This window comes from Janthinobacterium sp. CG_23.3 (genome assembly GCF_046115965.1).
Lineage (GTDB): Bacteria > Pseudomonadota > Gammaproteobacteria > Burkholderiales > Burkholderiaceae_D > Janthinobacterium.
In genome coordinates this window covers 21,678-47,352 of record NZ_JBJXIB010000029.1, presented here as the reverse complement: position 1 = coordinate 47,352, position 25,675 = coordinate 21,678, and the positions used below count along the sequence as shown (strand labels likewise).

The following is a 25,675-nucleotide window of genomic DNA, read 5'->3' as shown; positions in this document are numbered from 1 at the left end:
GGGCGGGGCGGTTTTGGTGGCATGCACGCATGATGCGTTATCCACGATTCGTTTACAACAACTTTCTACGCTGTACGCTCAGGCTGAATAGTCACCATGCAGGTAACGTGCGTGGCTCCATGCTGCCCGCAATGCTTCCGGCGTCGAGGCGGCGTCTGCGTCCCGCGCGGACTTGGTGTTGCGCGGCCCCCAAGGTTGGTCGCTGTCAATGACCGGCGAGGTGTCGGCGGCATGGTTGGGGCACTTGCTTGGGGCCTTGTCATGATCCCCAGCCCGACACAGGTATGGTGCGCCGTCGAGGCCGTGGATACGCGCATGGCCGACACGCGCGCCTGGGTGCTGTGAAATGGCGCGCATGATCAGCCTGGAAACGATCGGAAAATGCGATATGATTGCTGGCTGCTTCATAGGTGAAATGTTAAAAATCAGGGATCGAATTAAGCGACGACCTGGCCCGATTGAGCACCCGTCCGACACCGCCGAAGTGGATTGCGGAGGTGGCCGACCGCCTGCTCAGGGAGGCGAAAAAAAGGCCCGCCTGAACGCCGAACTGCACACCGCGAACGTCACAATCCAGGCGTTGACGCTCGCACTGGCGCACCACCGGCCAAGCGCTTCGGCGCCAAGGCCGAGGCGCTCTCGTCCGAACAGCGCGACCTGTTCCAGGAAACGTGGGAAGCGGATCTGGCCGAGCTGGAAGCCCTGGTCGACGCGCCAAGGAAGAAACGCGCTCGCGCCGGCCGCCAGCCACTGCCCGGCCACATCGAACGCGTGGCGCGCCTGCACGAGTCGGACTCATGCACCTGCGGCCGGTGCGGTGGCGATCTGGTCAAGATCGGCGAGTTGCACTGCCACGCTGCCCAGCGCGCCGGCGCCACCGTGGATCAACACGCGCATACCGCGCTCCAGTTGGGCTGTTTCGATCAAAGCGCTCCAGGCCGCCACTCCCGGTATGGGCAAAGCCGCCGCCGTGGCGAACGACACGGTGCGGGGCTTCAGCGCAACTTGCGCGGCATCGACCGCCACGTAGTCTGCATAGGTGCCACCACGGGCTAATTCTGCGTAGAAATACTTCGTCACCGTAAGAAAAGGCCGTCACCGCGCTGCCGACTTCAGTTACGACACCGGCTTGAACGATGAATGGGGACGCGACTGCTAGCCCGCAGCAAGCTGCGGCACAACTGCAGCCCTTGCGCGGACAAGCAACACTAGCAAATTTCATCTGGTGGTAGCTTCGCTCCCACCAAGCCAACAACTGGCATTCGCTTTGGCCGGAATAATCTGGGGTTCCGGCTTAGCCCCCTAAGCCGGCGCGACGGCGCAACCGGACGCCAGTTCGACGCTCCAATGGCAAAGCGGCAAGAAATGCACTGACGGGGTGCGGCGCGCGCCAAAAGGCGGGGCCGGCTTGGTGCGTGGGCGGCTGCGATCCAGGGGCGAGGGGCTGGGCCTGCCCGCCTTGGCGCCGAGGGTCCGCCGCCGCGCGGCTTTCCTTTACAATGTCGGCTTTAATGCATTTGTTAGCTCCCCATGATTGTTCTCGGCGTCGAATCCTCCTGTGACGAAACCGGCCTGGCGTTGTACGACACCCGGCGCGGCCTGTTGTCGCACGCCCTTTATTCGCAAGTGGCGATGCACGAGCAGTACGGCGGCGTGGTGCCGGAGCTGGCCTCGCGCGACCATATCCGCCGCGCCATCCCGCTGCTGCAGGAGACGCTGGCCAAGGCCGGCGTGGCGCTGGCCGACATCGACGCGATCGCCTACACCCAGGGCCCCGGCCTGGCCGGCGCGCTGCTGGTCGGCTCGTCGGTGGCCTGCAGCCTGGGCCTGGCGATCGACAAGCCGGTGCTCGGCATCCACCATCTGGAGGGCCACCTGCTGTCGCCGTTGCTGGCGTCCGAGCCGCCGGCCTTCCCCTTCATCGCGCTGCTGGTGTCGGGCGGCCACACGCAACTGATGCGCGTCGACGGCGTCGGCCAGTACACGCTGCTGGGCGAGACGCTCGACGACGCCGCCGGCGAGGCCTTCGACAAGTCGGCCAAGCTGCTGGGGCTGGGCTACCCGGGCGGGCCGGCGATTTCGCGCCTGGCCGAATTCGGCGACCCGAGCGCCTACAAGCTGCCGCGGCCGATGCTCCATTCGAAGGATTTGAACTTCAGCTTTTCCGGCCTGAAAACGGCGGTGCTGACGGTGGTCAAGAACCACGAGGAAAAAGTCGTCGCCAACATCTGCGAGCAGGACAAGGCCGACATCGCGCGCGGCTTCGTCGACGCCATCGTCGACGTGCTGACGGCCAAGTGCGTCAGCGCGCTCAAGCACACCGGCCTGAAGCGCCTGGTGATCGCCGGCGGCGTCGGCGCCAACACCCAGCTGCGCGCGGCGCTGAACGCGGCGGCGGCCAAGAAGCACTTCAAGGTCTACTACCCCGAGCTGGAGTTCTGCACCGACAACGGCGCGATGATCGCCTTCGCCGGCGCGATGCGCCTGCAAATCAACCCGCAGGCGGCCAAGCGCGATTACGCGTTCAACGTGCGCCCGCGCTGGCCGCTCGACGAAATCAAAGAGGTTTGACGCCCGCCGGGCGCCGCCAAAACCCGGCTACGCCGCCTCTTTCACCGGGCGCGCCTGGCGCCGGTACAGGAAGTCGAGCACGCTGGTGCGGTAGCTCGCATACAGCGGGTCTTGCGCCAGCGCCAGCCGTTCGCGCGGACGCGCCAGCCGCACCTGCAGGATTTCGCCGATGCTCGCCGCCGGCCCGTTGGTCATCATGACGATGCGGTCCGACAGCAGCACCGCCTCGTCGACGTCGTGCGTCACCATCACCACGGTCGACCCGGTGGCGCCGACAATGCGCAGCAGCTCGTCCTGCAGGTGGGCGCGGGTGAGCGCGTCGAGCGCGCCGAAGGGCTCGTCCATCAGCAGCACCTTCGGCTCCATCGACAGGGCGCGGGCGATGCCGACGCGTTGCTTCATGCCGCCGGAAATCTCGTGCGGCCGCTTGTGCGCCGACGCCGTCAGGCCGACCATCGCCAGCGCGCCCATCACGCGCTCCTTCAATTGCCCGCCGCTCTCCCTGGCGCCGAACACCCGCTCCACGCCCAGGTGGACGTTTTCGTAGCAGGTCAGCCACGGCAGCAGCGAGTGGTTCTGGAACACCACGGCGCGCTCCGGCGACGGCCCGGCGATTTCCCGCCCGCCGCAGATCAAGGCGCCGGCGCTGGCCGTGCTCAGGCCGGCGATCAGGTTCAGCAGCGTCGACTTGCCGCAGCCGGAGTGGCCGATCAGGGTGATGAACTCGCCCTTCTCGACCGTCAGGCTGACGTCGTCGAGCGCGACGAACGGCCCCTTCTTGGTCGGGAACACCATGTCGGCGTGTTGGATGTCGATGAATTTGTGCGCGCCCATGTTCATGCTTAGCCCCCGACTTCTTCGTAGGTGAATGATTTTGCCAATGCCACCAGCGCCAGTTCCAGCAGCAGCCCGACCACGCCGATGACGACGATGGCGATGATAATGTGCGGCACGTTCAGGTTGTTCCACTCGTCCCAAACCCAGAAGCCGATGCCGACGCCGCCGGTCAGCATTTCAGCGGCGACGATTACCAGCCAGGCGGTGCCGATGGCCAGGCGCACGCCGGTCAACATATACGGCAGCACGGCCGGGAACAGGATCTTGGTGATGATCTTCCACTCCGACAGGTTCAGCACGCGCGCCACGTTCATGTAGTCCTGCGGCACGCGCTGCACGCCGACGGCGGTGTTGATGACCATCGGCCAGATCGAGCAGATGAAGATCGACCAGATCGCGGCCGGGTCGGCGGCCTTGAATACCAGCAGGCCGATCGGCAGCCAGGCCAGCGGCGAGACCGGCTTCAGCAGCGCGACGATGGGGTTGAACATGCCGGCCAGGAACTTGAAGCGGCCGATCATGAAGCCCAGCGGAATACCGACCACGGCCGCCATGCCGAAGCCGAGCGCGACCCGCTGGAGCGAGGCCAGGATGTTCCAGCCGATGCCCCGGTCGTTCGGCCCCTTGCTGTAGAAGGGGTCGGAGAACAGCTTGACGGCTTCCAGCGCGGTCACCCACGGCGTCGGGAAATTGCTGTTTTTGGCGGCGATGATTTGCCACACCAGCACCAGCATCGCCAGCCCCAGCAGCGGCGGCAGGTAACGCAACACGACGGGGCGCAGGCGCGACTTGCCGGTGCCCAGCGTGTAGCCGCGCGCCGCCAGCCGTTCGCTGCGCGGCGGTTTGCCGGCGCCCTTCAAAGCCGGGTCGGCCAGCGGCAAGGTTCCCTTGTTGATGTTTTCCATGACTGCACTCATCGCATCCTCCGTGGTTTAAGCTTTGATCTGGAACGACGCGGCGTAGGCCTTCGGATTCTTGCCGTCCCAGGTGGTGCCGTCGATCATCTTCACGCTGCGCATGGCCGACTTCGGCACGCTGACCTGGGCCATCGCGGCGGCGTCCTTGTAGACGTCGATCTGGTTGATCGCCGTGGCCACCGCCAGGTAGTCCGGCTCGGCCTTGAGCAAGCCCCAGCGCTTCTGCTGGGTCAGGAACCACATGCCGTCCGACAGGTAGGGGAAGTTGACGCTGCCGTCGTTGAAAAATTTCATGTAGTTCGGGTCGTCCCAAGTCTTGCCCATGCCGTTCTGGTAGCGGCCCAGGATGCGCTGGTTGATGACGTCGACCGAGGTGTTGACGTAGGACTTGTCGGCGATGGTTTGCGCCATCTTGTTCTTGTTCGACAGCGAGGCGTCGATCCAGCGGCCGGCCTCGAGCACGGCGGCGGTCAGCGCGCGCGCCGTGTTCGGGTATTTCTTGACCCACTCGGCGGTGCTGCCCAGCACCTTTTCCGGATGGTCGCGCCAAATCTCCTGGGTGGTGGCGGCGGTGACGCCGACGCCGTCGACGATGGCGCGGTGGTTCCACGGCTCGCCGACGCAAAAACCGTCCATGTTGCCGATGCGCATATTGGCCACCATCTGCGGCGGCGGCACCGTGATCACCTTGGCGTCCTTCATCGGGTCGATGCCGTAGCTGGCCAGCCAGTAGTACAACCACATCGCGTGGGTGCCGGTCGGGAAGGTCTGGGCGAAGGTGTAGTCGCGCTTGTCGGTGCGCATCAGCTTGGCCAGCGAGGCGCCGTCGACGCCGCCCTTGTCGGCCACCTTTTTCGACAGCGTAATGGCTTGGCCGTTGTGGTTCAGGTTCATCAGCACGGCCATGTCCTTCTTCGGCCCGCCGGCGCCCAGGTGCACGCCGTACAGCAGGCCGTACAGCACGTGCGCCGCGTCCAGCTCGCCATTGACCAGCTTGTCGCGCACGCCCGGCCACGAGGCCTCCTTGCTCAGCACGATCTTGATGCCGTACTTCTTGTCGAAGCCCAGCACCGACGCCATCACCACGGAGGCGCAGTCGGTCAGCGGGATGAAGCCGACCTTGACCTCCTCCTTTTCCGGCTTGTCGGAGCCGGCTGCCCAGGCGCCGCCGCCCGGCAACGCGGCCAGCGCGGTGGCGCCGGCGCCGGCCACCAGCAACTTGCGGCGGCTCGGATTGAAGGGGGTTTCGATTGTCATTGTGGCCTCGTAGAGTGCATGGAATTGCGGAGACAAGGGCGGCGGGCTGCTGCGTCCGGCTTGCCGTTTCATCTAGCTGCTCAACAGGTAACAGCAATTGGTGTGCCAGCTCGACAAGGGCGGCGGCGCACGGTTGGCGAACGGTTTTAGCGCGTTTTTCAGCCCTGTGAGTGTTTTTCCAGCACCGATATTGTGCGCCGCACCAACAGCACGCACCGCTGCGACGCTCGGCCCGGGATCAAGCGCGGGCGATAAATAAGTCGACGCGCGCGCCGTTTCGCCCTATCTTTGTAGCAGCCAACGCCGGCCGGACCGCCGCGAGCGTCGGCGCCACCGGGAATTGATCACATGAGCCATCCACTTCGCCGCGCCGCCTGCGCGTTGGCCGCGTCCGCGCTGCTGGCCGCCGCGCCGCGCGCCGCCGCGCAACAAGAGTTCGTCTACCGGGGCCTGTGCGACGCCTCGGCCGCCGTCGCGCTGGGGCCGGACCGTTTTATCGTCGCCGACGACGAGCGCAACACGCTGAAAATCTACCGGCGCGGCGTCGCCGACCCGGTGGACGCCGTCGACGCCTGGGAATTCCTCGCCACCAAAAAAGACAAGGAATCGGACCTGGAGGGCGCTGCGGCGATCGGCCAGCGCATCTACTGGATCTCCTCGCACGGGCGCAACAAGAAGGGCGAGGCGCAGCAGCGCCGCCACCGCTTCTTCGCCACCGACATGGGCGACGGCGAGGGACACCCGCGGCTGACGGGACGGGCCTACGCCGGGCTGCAGGAAGACATGATCGCGGCGGCGGAACTGCGGCCGCTCGGGCTCGCCGCGGCGGCCGGGCTGGGGCCGGAGCAGCCCGGCGGCTTCAACATCGAGGGCCTGGCGGCGACGCCGCAGGGCCAGTTGCTGATTGGCCTGCGCAGCCCGCTGTTGCGCGGCAAGGCGCTGCTGCTGCCGCTGCTGAACCCGGATGAATTAATCGAGGGAAAACAGGCCAGGTTCGGCGCGGCGTTCGAACTCGACCTGGGCGGGCGCGGCGTGCGCAGCGTCGAACGGGTCGGCTCGTCCTACCTGATCGTTGCCGGGCCGGCGGCCAACGCCGGCGCTTTCGCACTGTATCGGTGGTCGGGCCGGCGCGGCGACGCCGCCGTGGCGCTGCCGCGGGCCGACTTCAAGACGCTGCGCCCCGAAGCCATCTTCGCGGTTCCGGGCACCGACACCATGCAAGTGCTCAGCGACGACGGCAACGACGCCTGCCAGGCGCTGCCGGAAGCGCGGCAGACGTTTCGCAGCATAATCATCGGCCCGCTGTAGGGTAGGCACGTCCTTGTGCCCACGCGCGCCGCAACCAACCGCGTGGGCACAAAACCTGCTCAAGCTACGCCAACCCGACCTATGAAAATCCTTGACTTAGCGGCACTGGGGGCTGCCCCCGGTTCGCGGTGCGCCGGATTTACGCGACGCTTTGCAGCGCGCTTTTGACGTCCGGGTAGCGGAAGGCGAAGCCGCCCGCCAGCAGCCGCGCCGGCGCCACGCGCTGGCCCTCCAGCAGCAAGTCGGCCTGCTCGCCCAGCGCCAGGCGCATCGGCCAGCCCGGCGTCGGCAAGCCGCTCGGCCGGCCGGCCAGGGCCGCGGCGATTTGGCTGAAGCGCGCCTGCGTCAAGCTTTCCGGCGCGGTGAAGTTGTAGGCGCCGCCGGCGTCGTCCAGGCGCATCAAATGGGCGGCGCCGCGCACCACGTCGTCGACGTGTATCCACGAGAGCCACTGGCGTCCGCCGCCCAGCGGACCGCCCAACCCCAGCTTGATCGGCAGCATCATCAAGGGTAACGAACCTTGCAGGCCGAACACCAGGCCCAGGCGCATGCAGGCGACGCGCACGCCGTGCGCCGTGGCCGTCTGCGCCGCCGCCTCCCATTCGCTGCACAGCTGCGACATGAAGACCGCCCGCGGCCCGCTCGCCTCGGTCAGCACGCTGTCGTCGCCCCGGGCCTGGGCGCCGTAGTAGCCGATGGCCGAGGCCGACACCAGCAGGCGCGGCTTGTGCTCGGCCCGGGCGATCCACACCACCAGCGCCTGCGTCAGGCCGCTGCGGCTGCGCCGCAGCAGGGCCTGGCGCGCCGCCGTCCAGCGCCGGCCGAGGACGGGCGCGCCGGCCAGGTTGACGATAACGTCGATGCGCTCGCGCGCCGGCAACTGCGCCATGCTGTCGACGCAGCGCACGCGGCCGTCGAACAGCCAGGCCGCCTGCTTGACCCGGCGCGTCAGCACCGTCACCTGGTGGCCGTCGGCCAGCAGCGCCGCCACCAGCTTCTGGCCGATGAAACCGGTGGCGCCGGTCACCAGCACGCGCTGTTCGGCGTCGTTGAAGCGCACCGGCTCGGGCGCGCCGGCCAGCCCGGCGCGCCCGAGCCGGTGCGCGGCCAAGCCGTCGCGCACACCGGAGGCGGCGACGCCGACGCCGCACAGCGCCAGGAACACGCTGAGCGCGCCGAACGGCTGCCACACCAGCGCCGTCGGCTCGGCCAGCCATGGCGGCGTGTTCAGCACCAGCAGCGTGATGAAGGCGCCGCCGTTGATCGCCAGCACGGTGTGGGTGACGCGCTCGGTCGCCGGCAGCAGGCGGGTGCGGTCCTCGACGACGAAGTCCCACAGCGTCAGCAGGATTTCGACGACGAAGATGGCCAGCAGCGCCAACGCCCACGCGCCGTGCCAGGACCAGGCCGACAGGCCGATGAACATCACGCTGTAGATCAGCGCGCGCACCGAGTGGATCGCCAGTTCCAGCCGGGCGCTGGCGCGCTGCGGCAGCGCCTCGGTCAACTCGTGGTGGTAGAGCGTGTCGAAGGCGCCCAGGCAGCCTTGCGCGGCCATCAGTTGCAATGCGAGTAAATGGGTGTTCATGCGGCGTCCTGTTCATGTTGTGCGTCCGGCATTTCGCGGAACACCCCGACTTGGGTGAAGGTGCGGCCGAACAGGCAGTGTTCGATGTCGATGCGGATGTTGAACTGCTGCGGGTTGTCGTTGCAGTGGCGCAGGAAGGTGGTGCCCGGCGTCAGGATCGCCGGCAGCGGCATGCGCCAGCCGAGGATGTCCCAGAAATAGCCGTCGCTGGTGAAATGCAAATTGCCGTCGCGCACAGCCAGCAACAGCTTCATGCCCAGCCCCATGCCGACGTATTCGAGCACCTCGCCCTTTTCGCTTTCGCGCATGTACGAGGTGAAGCGGATCGCCTTGCGCCGGGTCAGGCGATAGATGCGCTGCTTGAAGATGAAGGCGCAGCCGGGCTTGGAATACACCTGGATATCGACCGGGAAATGGGCGTCGTCGTAGGGGATCAGCGCGCCCTGGATCAGCGGCATGCTGAGGTAGCCCAGCAGCTTGGCGATGCGCGAGGAGCGCAGCTCGCTGAGCTCGCCGCGGTAGTACAGCGGCAGGCCCGGCGCCGGATTCTTGCCGAAACGGCGCTGGATGTCGGGGTGCAACTTGCCCCATTCGGCGCCGAGGATGCGCTTGAACAGTTCGCCCTCGGACGGCCCGGCCGCGCGCGGCGCGGCGGCGCCGCTCACGCTGCCACCCGGCGGCGGTCGTGCAGCAGCAGCCAGAGCAGCGGCGGCAGCATCGTCACGACGATGAAGCAATCGAGCCAGACGTGGGGCCAGCAGTCGGCCCGCAGCGAGATGGCCATGTCTTGCGGCGCCCAGACGACGATGCCGGCGATCAGCGCGCCCCAGGCGACGGCGCTGCGCTCGCGGTCGCCGATCCAGGTCAGCGCGCCCATCCAGATCGCCACCGACTGCATGGTCGCGCCGAACAGGGTTATCCACCACAGTTGCTGGGCGCGCGCGGCGGCCGGCGCGGCGCCGCCCCAGAACGCCGCTTCGATGCCGCCGTGGTAGCCGTCGAGCAGCGCCAGACCGGCGATCCACGGCAGCGCCACGGCCACCAGCAGGTGGGCGGCGGCGCTGGCGTAGGTCCAGCGCACGGCCCAAAGACGTATCGTATGCGCGCTCATGGGCGGCCTTTGATGAAGGGGTTGGGCGCGCCGGCTACCGGGGCGGCGCTCATGATAGCGCGTCCTTGTCGTCCGGGCTGAGGAAGCGCGCCATCTTGCCGCCCATTTTCAGGAAGCGCAGCATGGTCGCCGGCGGCAGGTTTTTGTAGTCGTTGTAGGTGCTGCCGAGCATTTCCATGAAGGCCAGCACTTCGCCCATGCGTTCCAGCGTGGCCGGCGCCAGCGCGGCGTCGCGCTCGCCGTCGATGGCGCATTCGCGCAGCACCGTCAGGGTCGGGTCGATTTCGCGCCGCTTGCGCTCCTCCAGGATGACGCGGAAGATTTCCCAGACGTCTTGCAGGGCCACGAAATGGTCGCGCCGGTCGCCCATCACGTGCGACACGCGCACCAGGCCCCAGCTTTGCAGCTCCTTCAGGCTGTTGCTGACGTTCGAACGCGCCACCGTCAGCGTGTCGGCGATGTCCTCGGCCGTCAGCGGGTCGTTGGCCAGGAACAGCAGCGCGTGGATTTGCGCCACCGTGCGGTTGACGCCCCAGCGGGTACCCATCTCGCCCCAGTGGAGGATGTATTTTTGCGTGGTCGGAGTCAGTTCCATTATTTTCTCTCATTTCTGTCGCTACAGAAATTAGAGTCTTTTATGGAACGCAAGTCAAGCTTTTTTGCCCGTCCGGGGCGGCGCGCCCATCGATTTCAGGAAACTCTGCTGCGCCTGGAGCAGTTGGCGGTAGCCCAGGTTGCGGTAGCGCAGCTGGTGTTGCGGCGCCAGCCGGGCGACGATGGCCGCCAGCGCCGGATAGTGGCGGTGGTTCCAGGTCGGGAACAGGTGGTGCGTCAGGTGCTTGTCGAGGCCGCCCAGGAAGTAGCCCAGCCAGGCCGGCCGCGGCGTCCAGTCGCAGGCGGTGTGGAAGCTGTGCTGGTACCAGGTGTGCGGCATGGCGCCGTCGGCGCCCGGCTGGAAGAACTCGACCTCGGACCAGTGCGTGCCCAGGATCAGGCTGACCAGCACGCAGGAGGCCAGCATCTGGCCGAGGAAATACGCGCCCAGCGCCACGCCCCAGCCGATGCCGGCGTGCTGCGCCGCCCACACCGGTAGCACCAGCATCAGCAGCACGTGCGCCAGCTTGCCGGTCAAAAACAGCGGCCAGCCCGGCCCGTTGCCCTGGGCGCCGACCGGGGTGGCGCCGAGGCGGTCGGCCCAGTCCGAGTACCAGTTCAGGTAGGGCAGCGACAGCGCGGCGACCAGCGGCCAGTACAGGTGCTGGTAGCGGTATTGCGGCGACCAGGCCTGGAACGGGGTTTGCCGCAGGAAGGGATTCGGTTCGGTGTCGAGGTCGTAGCCTTCGATGTTGGCGTAGGTGTGGTGGAAATGCACGTGGCGCACGGTCCAGTAGTCGGCGTCGATGCCGACCGGCACCGCCAGCACGCGCCGCACGACGCGGTTCAGGCGGTCCGAGCGGAACAGCGCCAGGTGGGCGGCGTCGTGCAGCATGTTCAACGCCAGCGCCATCGCCGTGCACAGGCAGGCCACCAGCGCCAGCGCGAACGGCAGCGCGGCGTCGGCGCGCAACACCAGCAGATAGCTGGCCAGCAGCGCGCCGGCCAGGCCGGCGCCCTTCAGGTAGACCCAGCCGTCGGCGTAGCGGTGGCCGCCGTCGGTGCGCAGGTAGGCCTCGGCCTCGGCCTGCAACGCGCGCCGGAAGGCGCAGTCGCGCGCCGGCTTGAAGCGCAGCGGCGGCAGCGGCCGGGGCGCGCCCGGCCCCTTCGTTGGCGCGCTCACGCCGGCACTCCGGCGCGCCCGGCCAGCAGGCGCCGGCCGGTGTCGAGCCCGTGCGCCAGCAGCAGCGCCAGCCAGCACAGGCCCCACGGCTCGCGCACGCCGTAGCCGCCGATGAAGGTCAGCGGCAGCGCCAGCGCAATGGCGGCCCAGCCCAACGCGCCCCAGCGGCGGCCGTCGGACAGGCCGCCGAGGGCGATGGTGCCGGCGAAGATCAGCGCGAACAGCAGCAGCTGGCGCGCGGCCGGATAGCGGCCCTCGTTGTCGACGTAGTAGATGACCAGCGCGAACAGGATGACGCCGCCGATGCCGATGAACAGCTCCGGCACGGCGAAGCCCGGGCTGGCGCCGTCGCGCCGGCCGGGAAAGCGCCGCCGCACCCAGCCGAACAGCGCGCCGTTGCTGGCCCACAGCGGATTGTCGGTGGCCACCATGCCGGGCACGCCGTATTGCATCGGCACGCCGTCCAGCTCCGGCTGGTAGGTGCCGAACAGCTTGTCCCAGACGAGCAGGGTGCCGCCGAAATTCTTGTTCAGGTAGCGCGGGTCGATGCCGTGGTGCACCCGGTGGTTCGACGGCGTCACCAGGAAGCGGTCGAGGATGCCGGATTTGTTGACCAGGCCGTTGTGGTTGTACAGCTGCACCGAGTAGTGGAACGAGGACACCAGCAGGAAGATTTCAAGCGGCACGCCGAGCACCGCCAGCACCGCCACGAACAGCAGCGAAGTCAGCGACGAGTACCAGGAATTGCGCACGCCCAGCGACAGGTTGAAGTGCTCGCCCTGGTGGTGCACCACGTGCACGGCCCAGAAAATCGGCAGCTTGTGGTGCAGCCGGTGCATCCAGTAAAAGCAGAAGTCCCAGCCGACGAAGGCGAACGCCCACTGCGCCGCCGGCGGCCAGCGGTCGACGATGTGCAGGTTGGCGTGCGCCAGCAACAGGGCGAAGGCGCCCAGTTCGACGCCGCGCAGCACCCACATCAGGATGTGGCCGGAGTTGAGGTTGAAGATTACCTCGCGCCAGGGAATCGCTTGGCGGCGGGCGAAGCGCAGCACCAGCAGTTCGGCCAGCACGAAGGCGAGCATGGCGACAAAGGACAGGGCAAACATGCTCACGGCGGGGTCTCCCGGTTAAAAAGTGGCGCGGGCGCGGGCGCGCGCAGCTTGAGCAGCGCGCCGCACAACAGGCCGGCCAGCACGCCGGCGCCGAGGTCGATGCTGAGGTGGCGCCGCAGTTGGATGATGGAATAGCAGATGGCCAGGCCGAGCAGCAGCGCCAGCGCGGCGCGCAGCGGCCGGCCCGGCTCGCACAGCGCCCACACGCACAGCACCGTCAGCGCGCCGTGCAGCGACGGCAGGCAGTTGCTGCTGGAGTCGGACGCCAGCAGCAGTTGCAGCAGTTGCGCGTCGGCGCCGACGACCGCCAGCGGCGGGTAGTTCAGCGTGGTCGGGAACAGCAGGAAGACCACGCCGCTGAGCGCCGCGCACAGCGGCATGGCGCGGCTGAGCCAGCGCACGCGCCGCGGCGCGACGCTGGCGTAGGTGTAGGGGATCAGGATGAAGAACGACAGGTACAACCAGATGCCGGCCGGGTTGTACGGTATCAGGCGGTCCAGCGCCAATTCCGGCAGCACGGTGGCGGGGCGGCCCAGGAAGCCGGTCGAAAAATACACCAGGCCGACGCCGCCCCAGCCCAGCAGCAGGTGCCGCAGGCGCGACCACGGCGTCATCGCCGCCGTGTTTATTCTGTGGTGGGCGTCGATTCCGCCGCTGGTATCCATGGTGCTCGCTGTGTTCATGCGTCGGCCAGGCGCGCGATGCGGCGCCGTTTGCGGGTCGGGTCGAAGGCCGGTAGCCGCGTGCTGAGACGCCATTCCAGCCGCGTGTCGTCGACGCCCAGGCCGCGCAGCAAGCACGCCAGGCGCAGGCGCACCTGCTCCAGCCCGGCCGCGTCCAGTTCGGCGTGCAGCGTCAGCGTGGCGACGCCGCTTTGCACCAGCCGGTAGTCGGCCTGGCGCGGCAGCGACTGCGCCAGCATGCGCGAGAGCGCGTCGGCGAACACCGCGACGCCGCCGCCGGCGCGGTCCGGCAGCGTCAGCATGTCGTCGCAGCGCCCTTCGATGGCGTCGATGGCGCGCGTGACGCGCCCGCACGGGCACGGCTCGGCGCTGGCCAGCAGCACGTCGTCGAGCCGGTAGCGCACGATCGGCTGGGTCAGGCGGCTGAAATCGGTAATCACCGGCACGAAGCGGCGCCGCCCGCCGTCCAGCCACTGCGCTTCGACGTGGACGTATTCCTCGTTCAGGTGCAGCCGACCGAGCGCGCAGGTGCTGGCCAGGAAGCCCTCGGTGGCCTGGTAGATTTCGTGCACCGCGCCGAAGGCTTGTTCGATCAGCGCGCGGTCCTGCGGTTCCAGCACCTCGGCCACCGAGATCACCCGCTTCGGCGCCGCCGCCAGCGCCAGGCGCCCCTCCAGCAGCGCCAGCGCGAGTTGCCGCAGCACCTGCGCCGGCGCCACGACCACCGTCGGCCGGTAGGCCGCCAAGTCGGCGCACAGCCGCTCGAACGGCTGCAACAGGTCGAAGAAGGTGAACGTCAGCCAGGGGCTGCGCACCGCCGTGTACAGGTTGCTGTTGGCGCGCAGGAACAGCGCGACGCGCTCGCCGGCCAGCAGGCCGTCGGGCAGCGCCTTGGCCAGCATCACGCCGGCCCACTGCGCCTGCTCGCGGGCGCTGACGGCGAACACCCCGCGCTGCGCCGAGGTGCCCGACGACAGGCCGACCGTGACGGCGCCGATGGCCGGGCTGAAGTCGCGGCTGCGCTCGGCGTCCAGCGCCGTGCGCATAACCTCGTCGAGGGTCAGCCCGGCGCTGTTCATGCGCCCGAAGTTGGCCATCATCAGGGCCTTGTCCATGCCCGGCCACTGCGCCAGCGGCACGCCGGCGAACGGCGCGAAGTACGGGCTGGCGGCGCACAGGCGCGCCGTGAAGGCGGCCAGGGCGCCGCTTTGGTAGGCTTCCAGCGCGGCGCGGTCGGCGAAGCGCAGGCGGCGCGTGCGCCAGTACGCCATCAGCAGCCAGTACAGGCGCTTCATGGCGCCGCCAACGGCACGGTGTCGGCCGCGCCCTCGTGGGTCAGGCGGATTTGCGCCTGGCCGCCCAGGTGCAGCGCGTGCAGCTTGCGCAGCGTCTCGTAGTAGCTGGCGCGCCGGTGCTGGATGACGAAGGACAGTTCGGACGGGCCGCGCAGTTCCTGGTAGCTTTGCGCCTGCCAGGCCGCGTCCGAGGCCAGCAGGGTCCAGCCCCGCTCGCCGCGCACGAAGGCGCCGATGTGGCCGCGGGCGTGGCCCGGCAGGTCGACGACGAAGATTTCGCCGCAGCCGCTGACGTCGCGCCCGGCCGTGAACGGCTGCAGTTGCGCCGGCAGCGCGGTCGCCGGGCAGCTTTCGACGAAGGCCATGCGCGCCTCGACGTCGGGCGGCAGCAGTTGCGGCACGAAGGCCTGGCGCAGCGCCGCCACGCCGGACAGGCGGCGCACCGCGTCCCAGCCCGACTGCGAGCACATCAGGCGCGCCCGCGGGAAGTCGCGCATGCCGGCGATGTGGTCGGCGTGGAAGTGCGACAGCAGCAGCGTGTGGATGTCGTCCGGGTCGACGCCGTAGTCCTTGAGCTGGCCGCGCAGCGATTCGCGCGGCTCGAACGACACCGGGGTGACCCAGGCGTAGAGCCGGTTGAGGCCGCCGGCGGTGGCCTGGCGGAAGTGGTCGGCGTAGCCGGTGTCCCACAGGTACAGGCCGTTGCGGGTGTCGATCAGGTAGGCGCGCGACGGAAAGCACAGGCTGTGCAGGCCGCTGCCCTTGAGCGCCATGCAGGACGGGTGGGTGCAGTGGCCGACCCGGAAGGCGGTGATCTTAGCCATGTTGGCGCATCCATGCGGCGGTGCGGGCGATGCCCTCGGCCAGGCTGACGGCCGGAAGGTAGCCCAGTACTTCGCGTGCGTGCATATTATCCAGTGTCATGTTGTAGCTGATCGCGCCCAGGCTGTACGGCGTCAGCGCCGGTTCCTTGCCGCTGAAGCGCGCCGCCACCTGCAGCGCGCGGGCGACGCCGGCCAGCAGCGGATACGGCAGCGCGACGATGCGCAGCGGCCGCCCCAGCGCGTCGACGAACAGGCGTTGCAGCACGTCGCGCAGCGTGGCCGGCTCGTGGTTGGTGATGTTGAAGGCGCTGCCCGAGGCCAGCGCGGCGTGGCTGGTGGCCAGCCACATCGCCTCGACGACGTTGTCGACGTAGGTGACGTCGAGCGTCACGGCGCCGCCGCGCGGCAGCGCCAGGCGGCCGGCGCCGCGGCGCAGCAGCCGGTCCAGGCGCGGGATCAGCACCTGGTCGTGCGGCCCGAAGATGGCGCGCGGGCGCAGGATCACGCAGCGCATCGCCGGGAAGCGCGCCACCGCCGCCTGCACCAGCGCCTCGGCCGCCGCCTTGGTGCGGGCGTAGTCGTTGACGTAGCGCGCCGGCCGGAAGCTTTCCGGCACGTCGGCGCGGTCGCGGTAGTCGAAGTAGATCGCCGGGGTGGAAATGTGCACGAAATGCCGCGCGCCGCCCTGCCCGGCCGCCGCCAGCAAGGCGCGGGTGGCGTCGACGTTGGCGGCGACGAAGTCGGCCGCCGGCCCCCACGGCGAGGACAGCGCGGCGCAGTGCCAGACCGCGTCGACCCCGGCCAGCAGTTCGGCCAGTTGCGCCGGCGTCGCCAGCGCCAGGTCGAGCGCGACGAATTGCGCGCCCTGCCGCGCCAGTTCGCGCCCGACGCCGGCGTTGCGCCCGCTGGCGCGCACGGCGACGCCGCGCGCCAGCAGCAGGCGCACGGCGTTGCGGCCCAGGCCGCCGGTGGCGCCGGTGACCAGGATGCGCGGCGGCGGCGCGGCGGCGTTGGCGTCGCTCATAGGTCGAGTATCAAGCCGCCCAGCGTCAGGCCGGCGGCGGTGCCCATCATCAGCACCCGGCTGCCCGGCTTGGCGCGCCCGCTCATCACCGCCTCGTGCAGCGCGGTGGGGATCGAGGCGGCGACCTGGTTGCCGTGGGTGGCGAAAATGTCGACGATCTTCGCCGCCGGCACGCCGAGGCGTTTCGACGCGTGCGCCAGGCCGAGCGCGCTGGCTTGATGCGGCACCACCACGTCGATCGCCTCCAGCCCGGCGCCGGAGTCGTCGAGCAGGGCGTCGAGGAAGGGCGGCATCACCTTCAGGGCCAGCTTGAAGACGCCCTTGCCGTCCATGCGGAACAGGTAGTCGGCCGGGACCGCGCCGGCGCGCGGATTGCGTCCGGTGCCGCCGGCGCGGATTTCGCAAAAGTGGCGGCCCTCGGGGAAGGTCGCCAGCTTGAACGCGGCAATGCCCTGGCCGGCCTCGCCGCGCTCGACGATGACGGCGGCGGCGCCGTCGCCGAAGATCAGCGACGCTTCCGGCTCGTCCCAATCGAGTCCGCGCGAGGCCAGGTCGGCGGCGACGATGGCGATGCGCCGCAAGCCGCCGCCGGCCAGCAGGCCGGCGGCCACGCGCAGCGCCGCCACGAAGCTCAGGCAACTGGCGTTGACGTCGAAGGTCGGCGTGCCCGGCGCCAGGCCGGCGCGCTCGGCGATGAAGCAGGCGGTGTTCGGCAAGGCTTGCTGGGCCACGCCGCAGGCGCCGATCAGCAGGTCGATCGCGCCCGGTTCGAGGGCGGCGTTGCGCAGCGCGTCGCGCAGGGCGGCGGCGCCGAGCTGGCTTTGCGATTCGTCGGGCGCGGCGAAATAGCGCGACTGCACGCCGCTTTTGCCGAAGGTGTAGCCGGCCGGCCGGCCCAGGCGCTGGTCGAGGCTGGCCGACGTCACCAGTTGCGACGGCAGCGCCTTGCCGACCGCGAGCAGGCGCAGCGGCATCAACGCGGCGCTCATACCGGCGCCGCCGCCGCGCGGCTGCCCGAAGGGGTATTGTTATTCATCTTTATGTCTTTCTTGATAGGGCCGCGGCCTGCCGGCGCCGACGCTCGCCGCGCCGCGGAAGTCCCGCCGGGGCCGGGACTGGCGGCGCCGCACTGGTCCAGTGTCGCACTCAATTTGGCAGATCGACAGGAACGCTCGCGTCTGTATGATTCGTAGCGCCATGCGTGTGGCGCGGCGCCAGAATCTGATACTTCGAACAATAACATTCTTTTTAACAATACCCTTGTTCGCTAGCTAACTCGTCGCGCAGGTAGGGCGGCGGCGGCGCGCCGCAATGCATCGGCGCGCGGCCCAGCGGGCCGTATCCGCGCACGTAGGAGCTCAGCTTGAGGATGCGGAGCAGGCGCGGGATGCGCACGTCGATCAGCACGTGGGCGCCGGGGAAACCAGGCCGATGTAGGTCGGCACGATGGCCAGCGGGTCGATCACGCCGCATGATGGCGCCCGCGCTACAGCAATCGTTTGTCCTGCAGGCCGGCGTTGCGCAGCTCGCGCTCGTCGTTGACCAATTCGAAGGCGCGCGCCTCGGCGAAGCCGAGCCGCTGCAGCACCGTCACCGACAGTTGCAGGCCCGACTCGAGCGCCTCCGGCACCACCAGCGTGGCGCCGGCGTGCATCAGCGCGGTCGCGTGCTTGTCGTCGCGGGCGCGGGCGTACACCGGCAGTTGCGGGAACTCGCGGCGGATCGACTTGACCGCGTGCAGCACCGACGCCGGATGGTCCATCGTCAGCACCACCGCCGCCGCCTTGCCGGCGTGCACCTTGTGCAGCAGCTCGGCGCGCGAGGCGTCGCCGAAGTAGACCGGAAAGCCCTGCGGGTGCAGGCGCGTGACCAGGCGCGCGTCGTTCTCCACGGCGACGTAGGGCACGCCCTGCTCTTGCAGGATCTTGGCGACCATCTGGCCGATGCGGCCGAAGCCGGCGATGACGATGCGGCTGTCGGCCGGCGGCGCCGCGCCGTCGTCGAGGTCGGCCACCTGCTCGCTGTGGCGACGCTGCCACCAGTCGCCGAAGGCGACGCCGGCCTTGGCCAGCGCCGGCGTGGCGAACAGGCTCAGGCCCACCACCAGCATGACGAACTGCGCCACCGGCGCGGCGATCAGCTTGGTGCTGAGCGCGTAGCCGACGACGATGAAGGCGAACTCGCCGCCCTGCCCCAGCAGCACGCCGGACTCGAGCGCGCGACCCCAGGGGAAGCCGCCGACGCGGAAGATCACGCCGACCACCGCCGTCTTGACGGCGAACAGGCCGAGCACCGCCAGCGGGATCAGCAGCGGCTGGCGGGCGATTTCGCGCACGTCGATCTGCATGCCGACCGACATGAAAAACACGCCCATCAGCAGGCCCTTGAACGGTTCGATGGTGACCTCGACCTCGTGGCGGAACTCGGTTTCGGCCAGCAGCAGCCCGGCCAGCAGCGCGCCCAGCGCCATCGACAGGCCGGCCGCGGCGGTCAGGGCGGCGATGCCCAAGGTGCTCAGCAAGGTGAGCGCCATGAACACGTCGGGCTGGTGCCGTTTGACGAAGAACTGGAACAGCGGCCGGATCACGCGCCGCCCCAGCAGGTAGATCAGGACGATGGCGGCGGCCGATTTGGCCATCGTGAAGCCGAGCAGGTAGAACAGGTTGTCGCTGTCGCCGCTGGCCAGCACGCCGATCAGGATGAACAGCGGTACCACGGCCAGGTCTTGCAGCATCAGGATCGAGAAGGTGGCTTGGCCGGCCGGCGTGTGCAGCGCGCGCCGCTCGTTGAGCAGTTGCATCACGACGGCGGTCGACGACAGCGACAGCACGCAGCCGAGCACGATGGCCGCCTCCAGCCGCAGGCCGAACAGGTAGACGGCGCCGCCCAGCAGCGCCGCGCACACGCCGACCTGGGCGACGCCGGCGCCGAAGACCCAGCGCCGCAGCGACCACAGGCGCTCGGTCGACAGTTCCAGGCCGATCATAAACATCAGGAACATCACGCCCAGTTCGGCCAGGCCGGCGACCTGCTCGACGCGCACGAAGGTGAAATGGCTGAGCCAGGGCAGGCTGGACGCCCACAGGCCGACGCCGAAGGGGCCGAACAGCGCGCCGACGGCGAGAAAGCCCAGCACCTGGTTGACGCGCAGGCGCTGCAGCAGCGGAATGAAAATACCGGCCAGCGCCAGGAACAGCAGCGTCTCGCGCAGATAAGGTATTGCGTGTTGCTCTTCCACTCTGGTCCCGTTTGAATGCGCCATGGCGTAGCCGCGATTGTCGCACAGGCAGGTGCGCCGCCACCGCGGGCGGCCGCGCAAAGCCGTGCGCGAGCGGCGCTAGCCGCAAAGGAACACGTGCTCCAGCGTCGGCGCGCGCAGCAGCGCTTTGCCCCAGGCCAGCAACTGTTCGTCGCTGGCCGCCGCCAGCCGCTCGCCCGCGTCTTTCGACAACGCCCCAAAGCGTTCTTCCAGTTGCAGCTTGAGAATGTTCCGAAGGCCTTCCTGGCGTCCCTCGCGCCGGCCGATTTCCTCGCCTTCGCCGCGGAACTTACGTTCAAAATAACTCATGTAAGGCATCGCATTGCTCCTTTCCATCGCAGGGAGGTCGGCCCACAATTCATTGTTCAACTCGGCGGGCAACTGCATCATCCAGTCTATGACATTGAGGAAGTCGATGATACGTTGTTTGTCCCAAGTTCGCTGGAATAGCAGCGCAAAAAGACGGCGCTTCGCCGCCGCCCGGCGCGCCACGTCGCCCTTGGTTTGGCGCGTCAGCAAGTGCGCCGCCGTCACCAGCGCGAACGGATTTTCGTCCCGCAGCAATTGTTCGATGTGGCCGGCGTAATCGCTCAGCTTCACCACCGGAAAGCCGAAGCGCATCTCGCAGCCGAACAGGCGATAGCCGAACGTATCCGGCTTCCAGGACGCGCTGCCGTCGGCCAGCAGCGCCAGGCTGGCGACGGCGCGCCGGTAGTGGTCGTAAATGCGATAGTTGCAGACGAACATGCGCTCGGCGAAGCGGCACTCGCGCCGCCCCTGCACTTCCAGATGCACCAGCACCCAGCGCTCGGCGCCGCCGAGCAAGGTAACCTTGGCCAGCTTGTCGGCCACGCGCTTGCCCAGTTCGGCCTCGCGCATCACCTGCGCCAGTTCCTGCTCGAGGAACTCGGGCTCGCGCGACCAGTCAATCTGCGCGTGCGCCTGCGGAAAATAGAAGGCCATGAACGCCGAGAAATAGCGCGTGACGGCGTCCTTCCAGGGCGTATCGTAGTCGTCGCGTGGCGTGGCCATGGCCCAGTGTAGCGAAGCTGCCGCGCGCCGATGCGGTCTGGCGCAAACGCACGCCAGAATCGGCGGTCGGCGCGCGGCCTTACCGCGGCGGCGCCGCGGCCGCCGGCGTCAACAGGTCCCGGCGCGACACATCCCAGCCCGGCACGCCCGCCCGGCAGTCCGGTCGCCGCCCCGCCCCACCTCAGAGCTTCTCGAGATTGGCCCCGCGCATGCCGACCAGCAGCGCGCGGCCGTCGGGCGCCACGCGGAATTCGCCGTACCTGGCCTTGCTCCAGCGCTCCGCCTCGCCCTCCTTGAAGAACCAGGCGTCGGTGACCAGCACCCAGCTGCCGTTTTTCGGCGTCAGTTGCATCAGGAACTCGCCGGCGGCGAGCGCCTCGACGCCATGTACCCGCTTGATGGCGGCGACGCCGCGCGCGTCGCTGTGCGCCACCACGTACGGGCGCTGCTCGCTCCAGTGCTGCGGCTGCCAGTTCATGCCCTCCGGCAAGGGGAATCTCAGGCTCATGAAGTCGCCCTGCATCAGCGAACGCGGGTCGACCGGCACCAGGTCGACATACACCGGCCGGCCCTGCGCAATCAGCTGCTCTTTTTGCCAGATGGCGCCATTGGCCAGTAGCAGCACGGCCAGCGCGCAGGCGCCGATGGCCAGCCGCGACCGGCGCGCGCCGAGGTCCGCCACCGCGGCGGGCGCGGCGGCGGCGGCGGCGCCGGACGTCGGCGCCAGCCAGACCAGCGCGGCCAGCGCCACGGCGGCGCCCAGCAACAGCAGCGCCTTGGTGGCCAGCGGCAACTCCAACTGATAATAAAAACCGCCAACGACCCAGGCGGCCGCGCACGCGGCGGCGGCGGCGCTCAGCCAGCGTGCGTTGGCCGCGCACAGCGCCAGCGCCAGCCAGAGCGCACCGAGCGCCGGCATCAGCCAGGCCAGCCCGCCCAGCACCAGCGCCACGCCGACTAGCCACGGCTGGCGCAGGCCCGGCCAGGCGCGCGCCAGCGTGGCGGCGGCGGCCAGCGCCAGCGCGGCCGAGCCGGCCTGCATCAGCGCGCCGTACCAACCCATGCCGTCGGCGGCGCCCCACAGCACCCTGCCGGCGCCGCCAAAGCTGGCGCCGACCAGGAAGCTCGTGCCGGACCAGTGCGCCAGGCCGGCCAGCGTGGCCAACAACCAGCCGGCGCCAACGCACTCCAGCAGCGCGGCGTGGCGCGCGCCGGTGCCGTCGCCGCCGAGGCGCCGCTGCAGGCGCTGCGCGCCGACCCAGCACAGCAGCGCCGCCTGCCACGCCAGCCAGAAGCCGAAGGGGTAGCGCTCTAGCGAAAGGAAGCCGCGACCGAGCACGCAGGCGGCCACCAGCAGCAGGCACGCGGCCGCGCCCAGCAGCACGCGCAGCCAGTCGCGCGGCAACAGCCAGGCCAGCGCGCAGGCCAGCACGGCCAGCACGGCGGCGGCCAGTTGCTCCGGCAGGTCGCGCCCCAGGCCGAACGCCAGCATGCCCAGGCCCACCAGCAAAGCCGGCAGGGCCAGTTGCTCGGCAAACAGCGTCAGGCCGCTGCTGCGAAACGCCATCGCCGCGGCCACCAGCATCGCCGCGCCCACCAGATAGGGTCCCGGGCCACGCATCAGCACCTCGCCCAGCATGATGCCCAGCCCCAGCAACAGCGGCAGCGCGGCCAGCCAGGCGCCCAGCGCCGACATCAGCAACAGCGGCCAGGGCCGGCTGTCGCGCGCTGGCACCACGGCGTCGGCCGGCAGCACGCCCGCCGCCCGCGCCTGTTGGACGATGCGGGCGAGGCGCGCGCCGCTCACGCCGCCTCCCCGGCGCCGGCGTGGCGGCGCGACTGCAGCAGGATGAAACGCACGGTGCCCGCCAGCAGGGCGGCGGCGGCCAGGCCGAGCAGCAACAGCGAGCCAATCAGGCTGCCGCCGTTGTTGTTGCCTTCGAACAGGGCGTGCGCCATCGCGCCGACCAGCAGCACGTCCAAGCCCAGGCCAAGCGCGCTCAGGGCGAACAGTTCGTGCAGGCGCGGCTGGCACAGCGCAGCCGCGGCCAGCGCCATCAACACCAGCGCCAGCCAGAATTGCGGCGCGATGCCATCGTTGAACAGCGCGCCGAGCGCCGTCAGCGTGACGCTGGCGATGGCCAGCAGCGCGGCCGCGCGCAGCGACCAGATGCCGGCGCCGGTGAGGCGCCGCGCCGGCGCCGCCAACAGCGCCGTCAGCGCCAGCGCAACGCCCCAGCCCAGCGCGTACACCGGCAGGCCGTCGGCTTGCACGCGCCAGCTGTGGCCGGTGTGCGCGTGCACCCACAGCGACACCGCCGTCAGCGCCACCAGCGCCCACGGCGTCCACAGCACGTCGCTGCGCGCGCCCAGGCACAGCGGCAGCGCCAGCACGGCCCACAGCGCGAACAGTTGCCAGGGGTCGGCCCCGGTCTGGTAGGTCTGGCCGAAGTAGGCGAACAGGCCGCCGATGGCCAGCAGCGCCAGCAGGGCCAGCGGCACCCGCGCGGCCGGGCGCCACAGCGCGCCGGCGCACATGGCGGTAAACACGACCTGGATCAGGGCGAAACGGCCGAAGCGGCCGAAGGTTTCCCAGTTGGCGGCGATCCACAGGATCAGTCCCAGTCCGGCCAACGCGGCGGCCAGCACGGCGACGCCGCGGCGCAGCAGCGGCGCCAGCGCTTCCGGCTCGCGCTCCAGCGCCGCCAGGCGCAGCAGCGCGGCACCGGCGCCGGCGTCGAGTTTGTGGCGGATCATCAGCTCGTACAGGGCAAGGCGCACATCCATGGGACGTTCTCCGTGGCTATCGGGGGATTTCAAGCTCGGGCTGGAGCGGGGGCCAGCGCCAAGGGCTGGGCCGAGTATCGCCGAGGCGCGCCGGCGCCGTCCATGGAAATCTGTCGGGCGCGTGGCCGGGATCAAGGCGGCCCAGCCGGCATGCGCGGCGGCGCCGTCAGCGCCGCACCTCGACGCCGCGCCAGAAGGCGACGTGGCCGGCGATCTCGCTGGCGGCCTCGTACGGCGCCGGGTAGTACCAGGCGGCGTTGTCGTTGAACTTGCCGCCGACCGTCAGGTGGTAATAGTGCGCGGTACCCTTCCACGGGCACTCGCTGTGGTGGCTGCTGCGCTGCAGGTACGCCTGGTTGACCGCCGACAGCGGGAAATACACCTTGTTCTCGACGATGCGCACCGCGTCGTCGGCCGCTTCGGCGATGACGGCGCCGTTCCAGATTGCTGTTGGCATGCGCGTTCCCGTGGCAAAGGTTGCAGGGTTGAAACAGCGTGGAAATCCGCTCAGCACTCGACGCGGTTGCGCCCGCCGCGCTGGGCGCGGTACAGCGCGTCGCCGCCGTAGCCCCCGGCGATGTCGTTGACGCGCACGCTCTCGCGCACCCACTCGTCCGGCGCGCGCGCTGGCGCCGCCGTGGGCAGTTCAGTGGCTATCATGCGCCCTCCCTGTGATGGTGGCGGCGAGGCGCCGCTGGGCTCAGTTTAGCGCAAAAAGGCCGTTGCGGCCCGCTCTTTCGGCGCGCCTCAGGCGCCGGCGGCGATCTGCCGCAGCGCCTGCTCGAAGACCTCCGGGCTCTGCCCGCCGGAAATCAGGTGGCGCTCGTTGATGATAATCGCCGGCACCGCGCTGATGCCCTGCTGGCGGTAGAAGCGCTGCTGCGCCCGCACTTCGTCGGCGTAGGCGCCCGAGGCCAGCACCTGCGCGGCGGCGGCGCCGTCCAGGCCGACCTGGCGCGCCAGCGCCACTAGCAACTCGGGCGAGGACGGGTTGCCGCCGAGCGTGAAGTAGGCCTCGAACAGCGCCTGCTTCAACGCCGGCTGGCGCCCTTCCAGACCGGCCCAGTGCAGCAGGCGGTGGGCGTCGAAGGTGTTGTAGATGCGCGTGCGCTGGCCCATCTCGAAGACGAAGCCGAGCTCGGCGCCGCGGGCGCGGATCGCCTCGCGCGCCTGCGCCATCTGCTCGGCACCGTAGCCGTACTTCTCGGCGATGTGCTCGGCCAGGTCCTGGCCCTCGGCGCCCATGTCGGGGTTCAGCTCGAAGGGCTGGAAATGGATTTGCGCCTCGACCACGCCGTCGAGGCGCGCCAGCGCCTGTTCCAGCGACTTCAGGCCGATCACGCACCACGGGCAGGAAACGTCTGAAACGAAATCGATTTTGATCGGGATGCTCATCATGGGCCTTGGTCGGGAAGCGCCGCGCGGCGCGGCAATCGAAACCAACAGATAGTACCGCTTTGATCAAAATCAAGGGGCCGCGCCGAGCGGGCCGACCACGCCAACGAAGCGCTGGGAACGTTCGAGGCCGACTTCATCGGCGCGCGCGACAGCTTCACTACGGCAACCGGCGCCGCCTGAAGATCTGCGCCGCGCCCGCGTGTTGCGCTATACCCGGGCTTTACTGCTTCTTGCCAGCCTTGGCGGCGTCTTTCTTGCTGCCGATGCGGCTTTCCTTGCCGGCCAGCAGATTGCTGATGTTGCCGCTGTGGCGCCACGCCAGCAGCGCGCTCATCGCCGCCACCGCGAACAATTGCGGCTCGACGCCGAACAACAGGCCGTAGTAGAACGGCGCGAACAGCGCCGCCGCCAACGCCGCCAGCGACGAGTAGCGGAAGGCGTAGGCGATCACCAGCCAGGTCACCAGCGTGGCCAGGCCGAGTATCGGGTTCAGGCCGAGCAGCACGCCCAGCTCGGTCGCCACGCCCTTGCCGCCGACGAAGCGCGAAAACACCGGCCACAGGTGGCCGAGGAACACCGCGATGGCCACCAGCGCGACGGCCAGGTCGCCCACGCCCAGTTGCACCTGGTAGTGGCTGGCCAGAAACACCGCCAGCCAGCCCTTGGCGCCGTCGCCCAGCAGGGTCAGCGCGGCGGCCGCCTTGTTGCCGCTGCGCAGCACGTTGGTCGCGCCCGGATTCTTCGAGCCGTAGGTGCGCGGGTCGGCCAGGCCGAACAACTTGCTGGTCACGACGGCAAACGAAATCGAGCCGAGCAGATACGCGGCCACCGTCATCAATACTGTATTCATCTCATCCCTCTTGTTTTTTCAACCCGGGCCCATCCGCCGGGGCCG

The 25,675-nt window shown here is 69.4% G+C and carries 26 protein-coding genes and 1 pseudogene; 3 read left to right on the top strand and 24 right to left on the bottom strand.

From position 1 onward, the window contains the following. Positions 1–489: 489 nt before the first annotated feature. Positions 490–714 (top strand): annotated as a pseudogene (locus ACFDR9_RS09830) (hypothetical protein); the annotation flags it as partial. 81 nt (positions 715–795) lie between these two features. Here the strand turns inward: ACFDR9_RS09830 and ACFDR9_RS09825 are convergent. Next, positions 796–1,080, bottom strand: a complete 285-nt coding sequence (locus ACFDR9_RS09825; RefSeq protein ID WP_409030870.1) for a hypothetical protein — start codon at positions 1,078–1,080, stop codon at positions 796–798. Between the two features lie 450 nt (positions 1,081–1,530). On the opposite strand from ACFDR9_RS09825, the gene tsaD reads away from it, so the two are divergent. Further along, positions 1,531–2,571: a tRNA (adenosine(37)-N6)-threonylcarbamoyltransferase complex transferase subunit TsaD gene (gene tsaD, locus ACFDR9_RS09820; protein WP_017877203.1), complete on the top strand. Its 1,041-nt coding sequence runs from the start codon at positions 1,531–1,533 to the stop codon at positions 2,569–2,571. 27 nt (positions 2,572–2,598) lie between these two features. Here tsaD and ACFDR9_RS09815 read toward each other — a convergent pair whose 3' ends face one another. The 3 genes from ACFDR9_RS09815 to ACFDR9_RS09805 are packed head-to-tail and all read right to left on the bottom strand — an operon-like array spanning position 2,599 to position 5,582. Continuing rightward, positions 2,599–3,405 carry an ABC transporter ATP-binding protein gene (locus ACFDR9_RS09815; protein ID WP_409030869.1) on the bottom strand — a complete coding sequence of 269 codons (807 nt, stop codon included), beginning with the start codon at positions 3,403–3,405 and terminating at the stop codon, positions 2,599–2,601. 8 nt (positions 3,406–3,413) lie between these two features. Beyond that, positions 3,414–4,325 carry a nitrate ABC transporter permease gene (gene ntrB, locus ACFDR9_RS09810; RefSeq protein WP_035787720.1) on the bottom strand — a complete coding sequence of 304 codons (912 nt, stop codon included), beginning with the start codon at positions 4,323–4,325 and terminating at the stop codon, positions 3,414–3,416. Positions 4,326–4,340: 15 nt separating this feature from the next. Then, positions 4,341–5,582, bottom strand: a complete 1,242-nt coding sequence (locus ACFDR9_RS09805; RefSeq protein ID WP_409030865.1) for a CmpA/NrtA family ABC transporter substrate-binding protein — start codon at positions 5,580–5,582, stop codon at positions 4,341–4,343. A gap of 348 nt (positions 5,583–5,930) precedes the next feature. Here ACFDR9_RS09805 and ACFDR9_RS09800 point away from each other — a divergent pair, with 348 nt between their 5' ends. Further along, positions 5,931–6,890, top strand: coding sequence for a DUF3616 domain-containing protein (locus ACFDR9_RS09800; protein ID WP_409030864.1), 960 nt, complete (start codon positions 5,931–5,933; stop codon positions 6,888–6,890). Positions 6,891–7,029: 139 nt separating this feature from the next. Here ACFDR9_RS09800 and ACFDR9_RS09795 read toward each other — a convergent pair whose 3' ends face one another. The 20 genes from ACFDR9_RS09795 to plsY all read right to left on the bottom strand — a co-directional run bounded on the left by ACFDR9_RS09795 (position 7,030) and on the right by plsY (position 25,630). Then, complete coding sequence (locus ACFDR9_RS09795; RefSeq protein WP_409030863.1) at positions 7,030–8,478, bottom strand: TIGR01777 family oxidoreductase; 1,449 nt, start codon at positions 8,476–8,478, stop codon at positions 7,030–7,032. After that, positions 8,475–9,143: a DUF4166 domain-containing protein gene (locus tag ACFDR9_RS09790; RefSeq protein ID WP_409030862.1), complete on the bottom strand. Its 669-nt coding sequence runs from the start codon at positions 9,141–9,143 to the stop codon at positions 8,475–8,477. Before ACFDR9_RS09790 ends, ACFDR9_RS09795 begins: the two co-directional genes overlap by 4 nt. Beyond that, a complete protein-coding gene (locus ACFDR9_RS09785; protein ID WP_409030861.1) occupies positions 9,140–9,589 on the bottom strand; it encodes a cell division protein in 450 nt (149 codons plus the stop codon). Before ACFDR9_RS09785 ends, ACFDR9_RS09790 begins: the two co-directional genes overlap by 4 nt. 49 nt (positions 9,590–9,638) lie before the next feature. After that, on the bottom strand, positions 9,639–10,184 hold the full coding sequence (locus ACFDR9_RS09780) for a GbsR/MarR family transcriptional regulator (RefSeq protein WP_409030860.1): 546 nt from the start codon (positions 10,182–10,184) through the stop codon (positions 9,639–9,641). A gap of 54 nt (positions 10,185–10,238) precedes the next feature. After that, entirely contained in the window at positions 10,239–11,366 is a 1,128-nt protein-coding gene (locus ACFDR9_RS09775; RefSeq protein ID WP_409030859.1) for an acyl-CoA desaturase, read from the bottom strand. Next, positions 11,363–12,472 (bottom strand): sterol desaturase family protein, encoded by a 1,110-nt coding sequence (locus tag ACFDR9_RS09770; protein WP_409030868.1) that lies wholly within the window; start codon positions 12,470–12,472, stop codon positions 11,363–11,365. The genes ACFDR9_RS09775 and ACFDR9_RS09770 overlap by 4 nt, the downstream gene beginning before the upstream one ends. A 2-nt stretch (positions 12,473–12,474) precedes the next feature. Further along, a complete protein-coding gene (locus ACFDR9_RS09765; protein ID WP_409030858.1) occupies positions 12,475–13,161 on the bottom strand; it encodes an inositol phosphorylceramide synthase in 687 nt (228 codons plus the stop codon). Further along, entirely contained in the window at positions 13,158–14,456 is a 1,299-nt protein-coding gene (locus ACFDR9_RS09760; RefSeq protein WP_409030857.1) for a F390 synthetase-related protein, read from the bottom strand. The genes ACFDR9_RS09765 and ACFDR9_RS09760 overlap by 4 nt, the downstream gene beginning before the upstream one ends. Further along, complete coding sequence (locus ACFDR9_RS09755; protein ID WP_409030856.1) at positions 14,453–15,280, bottom strand: MBL fold metallo-hydrolase; 828 nt, start codon at positions 15,278–15,280, stop codon at positions 14,453–14,455. Before ACFDR9_RS09755 ends, ACFDR9_RS09760 begins: the two co-directional genes overlap by 4 nt. Further along, a complete protein-coding gene (locus ACFDR9_RS09750) occupies positions 15,273–16,304 on the bottom strand; it encodes an NAD-dependent epimerase/dehydratase family protein (protein ID WP_409030855.1) in 1,032 nt (343 codons plus the stop codon). The genes ACFDR9_RS09755 and ACFDR9_RS09750 overlap by 8 nt, the downstream gene beginning before the upstream one ends. Beyond that, positions 16,301–17,293 carry a 3-oxoacyl-[acyl-carrier-protein] synthase III C-terminal domain-containing protein gene (locus ACFDR9_RS09745; RefSeq protein ID WP_409030854.1) on the bottom strand — a complete coding sequence of 331 codons (993 nt, stop codon included), beginning with the start codon at positions 17,291–17,293 and terminating at the stop codon, positions 16,301–16,303. Before ACFDR9_RS09745 ends, ACFDR9_RS09750 begins: the two co-directional genes overlap by 4 nt. A 259-nt stretch (positions 17,294–17,552) precedes the next feature. Next, on the bottom strand, positions 17,553–17,711 hold the full coding sequence (locus tag ACFDR9_RS09740) for a hypothetical protein (protein ID WP_409030853.1): 159 nt from the start codon (positions 17,709–17,711) through the stop codon (positions 17,553–17,555). Between the two features lie 79 nt (positions 17,712–17,790). Beyond that, positions 17,791–19,542, bottom strand: a complete 1,752-nt coding sequence (locus ACFDR9_RS09735; protein WP_409030852.1) for a monovalent cation:proton antiporter-2 (CPA2) family protein — start codon at positions 19,540–19,542, stop codon at positions 17,791–17,793. Between the two features lie 99 nt (positions 19,543–19,641). Continuing rightward, a complete protein-coding gene (locus ACFDR9_RS09730; protein WP_409030851.1) occupies positions 19,642–20,595 on the bottom strand; it encodes a DUF4351 domain-containing protein in 954 nt (317 codons plus the stop codon). Positions 20,596–20,776: 181 nt separating this feature from the next. After that, entirely contained in the window at positions 20,777–22,402 is a 1,626-nt protein-coding gene (locus tag ACFDR9_RS09725) for a GDYXXLXY domain-containing protein (RefSeq protein ID WP_409030850.1), read from the bottom strand. Next, positions 22,399–23,382, bottom strand: a complete 984-nt coding sequence (locus ACFDR9_RS09720; protein WP_409030849.1) for a DUF2157 domain-containing protein — start codon at positions 23,380–23,382, stop codon at positions 22,399–22,401. Before ACFDR9_RS09720 ends, ACFDR9_RS09725 begins: the two co-directional genes overlap by 4 nt. A gap of 166 nt (positions 23,383–23,548) precedes the next feature. Then, positions 23,549–23,839: a DUF427 domain-containing protein gene (locus ACFDR9_RS09715; protein WP_017877223.1), complete on the bottom strand. Its 291-nt coding sequence runs from the start codon at positions 23,837–23,839 to the stop codon at positions 23,549–23,551. Between the two features lie 50 nt (positions 23,840–23,889). Further along, a complete protein-coding gene (locus tag ACFDR9_RS09710; RefSeq protein ID WP_409030848.1) occupies positions 23,890–24,042 on the bottom strand; it encodes a hypothetical protein in 153 nt (50 codons plus the stop codon). 87 nt (positions 24,043–24,129) lie between these two features. Next, entirely contained in the window at positions 24,130–24,777 is a 648-nt protein-coding gene (locus tag ACFDR9_RS09705; RefSeq protein WP_409030867.1) for a DsbA family oxidoreductase, read from the bottom strand. A gap of 223 nt (positions 24,778–25,000) precedes the next feature. Further along, the gene (gene plsY, locus ACFDR9_RS09700; protein WP_409030847.1) at positions 25,001–25,630 is read right to left on the bottom strand and encodes a glycerol-3-phosphate 1-O-acyltransferase PlsY; all 630 of its coding nucleotides are present in this window, start codon (positions 25,628–25,630) and stop codon (positions 25,001–25,003) included. Between the last annotated feature and the right edge of the window lie 45 nt (positions 25,631–25,675).